6 protein-coding genes are annotated in these 6538 nt (G+C 64.7%); 2 read left to right on the top strand and 4 right to left on the bottom strand.

Annotation, left to right across the window (positions count from 1 at the left end; genetic code table 11):
- The first annotated feature begins 305 nt into the window (after positions 1–305).
- Positions 306–1847: a 1-hydroxycarotenoid 3,4-desaturase CrtD gene (gene crtD / locus QUV11_RS15645; protein WP_300883831.1), complete on the top strand. Its 1542-nt coding sequence runs from the start codon at positions 306–308 to the stop codon at positions 1845–1847.
- 47 nt (positions 1848–1894) lie between these two features.
- Entirely contained in the window at positions 1895–2698 is an 804-nt protein-coding gene (locus tag QUV11_RS15640) for a hydratase (protein ID WP_300883830.1), read from the top strand.
- Between the two features lie 54 nt (positions 2699–2752).
- Here the strand turns inward: QUV11_RS15640 and QUV11_RS15635 are convergent, their stop codons facing one another.
- The 4 genes from QUV11_RS15635 to QUV11_RS15620 all read right to left on the bottom strand — a co-directional run bounded on the left by QUV11_RS15635 (position 2753) and on the right by QUV11_RS15620 (position 6315).
- Entirely contained in the window at positions 2753–3694 is a 942-nt protein-coding gene (locus tag QUV11_RS15635; protein ID WP_300883829.1) for a hypothetical protein, read from the bottom strand.
- A 235-nt stretch (positions 3695–3929) separates the two neighbouring features.
- Complete coding sequence (locus QUV11_RS15630) at positions 3930–4460, bottom strand: hypothetical protein (protein WP_300883828.1); 531 nt, start codon at positions 4458–4460, stop codon at positions 3930–3932.
- A gap of 185 nt (positions 4461–4645) precedes the next feature.
- Positions 4646–5446, bottom strand: a complete 801-nt coding sequence (locus QUV11_RS15625) for a TIGR03084 family metal-binding protein (RefSeq protein ID WP_300883827.1) — start codon at positions 5444–5446, stop codon at positions 4646–4648.
- Complete coding sequence (locus QUV11_RS15620) at positions 5446–6315, bottom strand: alpha/beta hydrolase (protein WP_300883826.1); 870 nt, start codon at positions 6313–6315, stop codon at positions 5446–5448. The genes QUV11_RS15625 and QUV11_RS15620 overlap by 1 nt, the downstream gene beginning before the upstream one ends.
- Positions 6316–6538: the final 223 nt, after the last annotated feature.

The following is a 6538-nucleotide window of genomic DNA, read 5'->3' as shown; positions in this document are numbered from 1 at the left end:
AAATCAGTCATGGCAGCTACCTCCTGCCACATTGAATCAACCGTTCAGGCCGCGCGCAAGCAATTAATGGGTCCTGACCCTAGTCGCAGCGGTGAGGGTGATGGTGCGGCTGGGTCCTGTTCGCGAGACCTCTCACCCTTCGTTCAATCCGGAGAGACCCCCCCCACCCAACCCTCCCCCATCAAGCGGGAGGGCTTTGAACAGCATAAAACCCATGTCCACTTTCCATGACAAACATCTGTCAAACTTTATGGACACCTGCTAGCATCCTGCCATGAACTGCGCTTTTTCCGACTGGCTCACCCATGCGCCATGAACCGATCATCGTGGTCGGCGCAGGCGTTGGCGGGCTGAGCGCGGCGGCGCTGCTCGCGGCGGCGGGCGAGCCGGTGCTGGTGGTCGAACGCCAGCCCACCCCCGGCGGCAAGTTGCGCGAGGTGATGGCGGCGGGCCGGCCGGTCGATGGCGGGCCGACGGTGTTCACGATGCGCTGGGTGTTCGACCGGCTTTTCAACGATTGCGGCGGCGATCTGGAAACCGCGATCCCGCTGACCCCGGCGAGCCTTATCGCGCGCCACGCCTGGGGTCCCGAAGCGCCATTCGACCTGTTCGCCGATGTGGCGCACAGCGAAGCGGCGATCGGCGAGTATTTCGGCGCGAAGGATGCCGCAGGGTTTCGCACTTTCTGCGCCGAGGCCGCGCGCATCTTCAACGTGCTGCGCGAGCCTTATCTGGCGGCCCCTGCCCCCACCCCGTTCTCGCTGGTGACGCGCATCGGCCTCAAGCGCCTGCCCGAAACGATGGCGATCCGCCCCTATCAGGCGATGTGGAAGGCGCTCGGCCGGCATTTCGGCGATCCCCGGCTGCAGCAACTGTTCGGCCGCTATGCCACTTATTGCGGATCGTCCCCCTTCGTCGCGCCCGCCACCTTGATGCTGATCGCGCATGTCGAGCAGGACGGAGTCTGGCTCGCCGACAACGGCATGCACTCGATCGCCACCGCGATCGAAGCGCTTGCCCGCAGCAATGGCGCGCAGTTCCGCTATGATGCCCCCATCGCCGAGATCGTGGTCGAGCATGGCCGCGCTGCCGGCGTCCGGCTCGCGTCGGGCGAGGTCATCCGCGCCCGCGCTGTCGTGTTCAACGGCGACCCGGCCGCGCTCAACATCGGTCGGCTGGGCGACAAGGTCCGCCGCGCGGTGCCGCCGGTGCCGCCCAAGCAGCGCTCGCTTTCCAGCATGACCTGGCTGATCAACGCCAAGACCTCGGGCTTTCCATTGGTGCGGCACAGCGTGTTCTTCTCGAACGACTACCGCGCCGAGTTCGATTCGATCTTCAAGCGCGGGGAAGTGCCCGAAGCGCCCACCATCTATATCTGCGCGCAGGACCGCGACGACCATTCGGCGCGCGCGCCGCCGGGGCCCGAACGACTGCAGCTCATCGTCAACGCGCCAGCCAATGGCGACACATTTCAAAGTTCACAGGCGGAGATCGACCAATGCGAGAGGCAAGTTTTCGGCTTCCTGGAGGATTGTGGCCTGACGATCGACCGATCGCCGGACAACTCGCATTTGGTGACGCCAGCGGACTACGAGGGTTTGTTCCCGGCGACGGGCGGCGCGCTTTACGGCCGGGCGACTCATGGATGGAAGGCGGCTTTCCAGCGGCCCGGGGCAGCGAGCCGCCTGCCGGGGCTCTATCTGGCCGGGGGTGGCATCCACCCCGGCGCCGGGATCCCGATGGCGAGTCTGTCCGGCCGCTTGGCGGCAGAGCGGCTGCTTGCGGACCTGCCTTCGATGCGATCGTCCCGCCGGGTGGCTATGCCTGGTGGTACATCGACGCGCTGAGCGACGACGGCAGGCACGGCCTGACGATCATCGCGTTCATCGGCAGCGTGTTCTCGCCCTATTACCACTGGTCGGGGCGTGGCGACCCCGACAACCATATCGCGATGAACGTCGCGCTGTATGGCCCGCGCGGCGGCTGGTGCATGACCGAGCGCGGGCGTGGTCACCTGGCGCGCGATCACGACAATCTGGTGATCGGCCCCAGCTCGATGCACTGGGATGGCGACAGCCTGCGGATCGACCTTGCCGAGATCACCGCGCCGCTGCCCAAGAAGGTCCGCGGCACGATCCGCGTCTTCCCCAAGGTGATGCCGCAGACTTTGTGGCCGCTCGACGCGGAGGGCAACCACGCCTGGCGTCCGATCGCACCGCGCGCCGCGATCGAGGTCAAGCTCGACAATCCGTCGCTCAGTTGGAAGGGCGAAGGCTATATCGACAGCAACGCCGGGGTCGAGCCGTTGGAGCGCGGCTTTTCCGACTGGCACTGGTCGCGCGCACATTTGAAGCGCGATTCCGTCGTGCTCTACGAAGGCCAGCGCCGCGATGCCTCGCGCTTTGGAATGGGCTTACGCTTTGCCGACAACGGCACGATCAGCGAGGTCGAACTGCCCCCCGAACGCGTGCTGCCCAAGACCCTGTGGCGCATGCCGCGCATCACCCGCGCCGATGCCGGCGCGCCGGTCGAAATCCGCCGGACCTGGGAGGACACCCCCTTCTACTCGCGCACCGCGCTCAAGACCCGATTGTTCGGCGAACAGGCCGAGGCGGTGCATGAGAGCCTGTCGCTCGACCGGCTCGAAAAGGGGATCGTCAAGCTCATGCTGCCGTTCAGGATGCCACGGCGGGCGTAAGGCTGAGCCTGAGGCCAGCAAGCGGACCTTGTTGCGCCCGGGTATGCTCGCGCGTCAGCCGATGGCCCCCGCGGACGGCTGATTAGGGCACATCAAGGTGACTGTGCCAGCCTTGAAGTCATAGGTGATCGACGCGCAATGGCCGATTGTGTCCATGCCGATATAGAGCCGCTGGCTCGGGACCTTGCGCTTGCTGTCACCCGTGACGACAATTTCGTCGAGATCCTGGTCTGGAGTAGCACCGTCGGGGATACCTTGGGCGTTGCCCATGTCCGAAACGCGCACTGCCAGATTGCGTATCTCCAACTCGCCCAGCATCAAGGGGCGATCGAGGTCCAGGCTGCGGATGGGACGCGATATCTCATACAGGATCGGCGCTTCGCGGGCATCTCCATTGAACCGCCCGCCATTCGCATCGGCGATCCATTGCCCCCCGGTTGCCGTCACCACACTTTCTGGCCGGTCCAAACTGAAGGCGACGTAGACCGACTTGCCACCGACGTCGATCTTCACACCCGTCTGGCTGAGGCCCATGTCCTTGTCGAGGCGGAAGGTGATCGCCTGATCCCCCGCCTGCGGGTCCCGCAAAACGAATATGGTGCGCTCGAAAGGGAAGGTTGCCGGGCCTGCAACGCCGTCGGCGTCGTCCACCACTTGCCGATCACTGAAAGCCGTGCGGCTTTTGAAGGACGTGGTTCCTGCACGATACGTCACTTTATCGGTCCGCAAGGCAATCTTCACCGGTCCGATGAAATACACATAGCCGATCATACTGGGCTTGAGCCCGATCTTCTCCGCCACATTGGCATTCACCGTCGGAACCGACACGGCATCCGGTGCCAGGCGAAAACGCACGGGCTGATCGTTGATCATCATGGCGACGGTGTCGCCCATCCGGACACGAAGATCGGTAGCCGGCGCGTCGGAGGGCTGTGCCGCGGCTTGACCGGCGTACAGCGCAAGCGCGGCTGTGAGGATTGATGCACGCCACTGCATGAGCCGAACTCCCCGATAAGCAACACCGGCACAAGACTGGTCGCGTGCTGAACGATGGATGAACGTGCGTCCATCCGGTGCGCCCGCCTGGACGAAAACGCTTGGCTCCGCTCTTGCACTCGGCACGGGGGCCGTGTGACGGGTCGCTGCCTTCCCAGGGGACCGGCTGGGCGGGGTTGGGCAGGCGTGCGTACCGGTCGTCGTGAACAGCGGCGAATGTGTATGCCAGCCCCCGCTACACCTCGTTGGCCGACACAAGCCGGAGCCGCTCCCGCGTGCCGATGCCGTCCTTGCTCGCATAGGTTTCGCTGCGGACAGGGTGCTCGGGGTCTGCCAGATCAATCCACAGGTCATGCTGGTGGGATTCGGATGTCGGCTCGAGGTCGGTAACATCGCGGAAGGCGAAATGCAGTCCGCTGGCATCTTGCCCTGCAAGCTCGAGCCTCGGCTGGTTGCCCTGCGGACAGTAATGGGTTGCGAGCAGGGTTTCGCCATCGCGATGGTAGAGCGTCAGCGAGTGCGGCTCGCCGCGGACCTCCCAACTCTCAACCAGAACGGTTCCGCCTGCCGTCAGATAGAAGCGGATCCGGTGCGAGCTCTGGGGTTTGTCTGCGGGTCGCCAGGTGCCGACCATGCGTTTCATCTGGACGAAGGCATCCTCTGCGCTGACCGCTGTGTGTCCTGTACGATCTTCGCCGGCATCGGCGTGTGCCGAGGCCGGGCCGATCACCAGCAATGACAGGATGAAAGCCGCAATGTGTCGCATGAGTTTTCCTCGCCAGGATCATCATGGTGCAGGCGATAATGATTGGCAATCGGATCGTTGATGCACCGGCTGGTCCTTCGCCAACCCACGCCGCCGGCAGATCTTGCAGCTGCCCCAGCGAGCCGGACTCCTGCGGGCTGACCCACCCCGAGCCCCTGCCTTGCGAGGAGGGGCGTTGCCTTATTTCAGGCAGAGACCTTGCGCCGCACCCCGGGCGCGGGCGGATCGACCGGGGCTCCGGCGAAGCACTGCGCAATCGCCATCCACGCGGTGGCGTTCGGCCCTGTCACCTTGAGCGCCGTATCGGCGATGTTGCGGGTCTGCGTGACGACCTGGCAAAATTCCCCAGCATCGCCCTCGATCAACTCGCCGTCCACCGGCTCGCCGAGCGTCCAGACCTCGCCCGATGGCGCGGTGAGGCGGAGCTGCGGCACCGGCTGCGGCGCCTCCAGCCTGCGGTTCTTGAACGTCCAGCCATAGGTGTTGAGCCCCAGCACGCAGATGTTCCTGATGCCATCGCCATTGGTCCGCTCGACGCCGAGCACGTCGAAGATCGCCTGCGCATGCGCCCAGCTTTCCATCAGCCGCGCGGTGATCGACGAGCGCGCGCTCATGCTCGGCCCCGCCCATGGCACGCGCTGCGCCGGATCCGCTTGCGCAAAATCTGCGGCGGTGACGCGGTAGGTCTCGGCCCAGGCATCGACCAGCGCCTGCCCGGTCAGGCCATCGAGCCAGACCCGCTCGAACGCATTCAAATCGCCGCCCGAGCGGATGATACCGCCGACCTGACCCATGAACGCCTTGAACGCGTCTTCGTCCTTGAGCGACATCTGCGCCGCCTGGTTCCAGACATGCAGATGGCCGATGATGTCGCCGATCGTCCAGTGCTTGAACGCGGTTGGCGTCGCCAGAGCAGCGTCGCCGAGCGGGCTGACCAGCGCATGGATGCGGTCGCATTCGGTGAGAAAATCGGCCGCCTGCTGCATCACAGAAAGCCCTTCAGCTCGGCCATGAAGCGGTCGAACTGGTCGTGGTGGAGCCAATGCCCTGCATCGGCGAACTTGGCGAGGCGGCCATTGGAGAACAATTCCATCCGCCCATCGGCCTCGGGATCGGAGGCCCAGCTCTTCTCGCCCCAGCACAGCAAGGTCGGGCAGGTGATGCGTTGCCACAATTGCTGCATCTGGTCGGTGGTGATGTCGAGGATCGGCCAGATGCGGATATGCGGATCGAACTTCCAGCTGTAGGTGCCGTTTTCGTTGCGGATCACCGCATGCTCGCACAGGTGGCGTGCCTGGGCGGCGGTGAGATAGCTGTTTTCAGCGTGCATGCGCTGCAGCGCGTCTTCGAAGCTGTCATATTCGCGATGCTTGCGCGCGGCCCGCGCCCGCTTGTCGGCAAACCATTTGCGCCAGTGCTCGTCGATCGGCGTCTGTGCGCGCTCCTCCACCATCTTGGGGCTGGGGCCGAGCCCCTCGATCGCGACGATCTTGCGCACCTTCTCCGGGTACAGCCCGGCGTAGCGCAGCGCGGTGTTGCCGCCGAGCGAATGCGCGACGATCGTGACCTGGTCATAGCCGAACTGCTCAACCAGTTGCGCCAGATCGTAGACGAAGTTCATGATCGGGTAGTTGCCGTCGGCGGTCCATTGCGAATCGCCATGGCCGCGCAGATCGAGCGCGACGACGTGCCAGTCGGCCATCAGCTCGCCCGCCACCCAGTCCCATGAACGGCAATGGTCTTCGCCGCCGTGTACCAGGATCAGCGGTGGTTTGTCCGGGTTGCCCCAGTCGGCGTAATGCAGCTTGAGTCGCTGCGAGAAAAAGCTGTGCGATGCAGGTCCGGTCAGTTTCATGGCGCAACCCTAAGCGGGTTTCAGGCCAAATGAAAAGCCGGTTGTTGGCCGACAATTCGTCCCCTGGAAGCGGAGGGGGACCATCCGCAGAATATTGGAGGGGTGTCACCCGCTCGCCGATGTGGACACCCCTTCGTCATGGCGGCGCCATGCCACCTCCCCTACCGGGGGAGGATTTCAGACATGAAAAGGGGCGGAAAAGCACCGTCGTGCTTTCCCGCCC

It is taken from the genome of Blastomonas sp., assembly GCF_030373265.1.
Lineage (GTDB): Bacteria > Pseudomonadota > Alphaproteobacteria > Sphingomonadales > Sphingomonadaceae > Blastomonas.
Note: the sequence above shows the minus strand (reverse complement) of the source record. Positions and strands in the feature narration are given on the sequence as shown.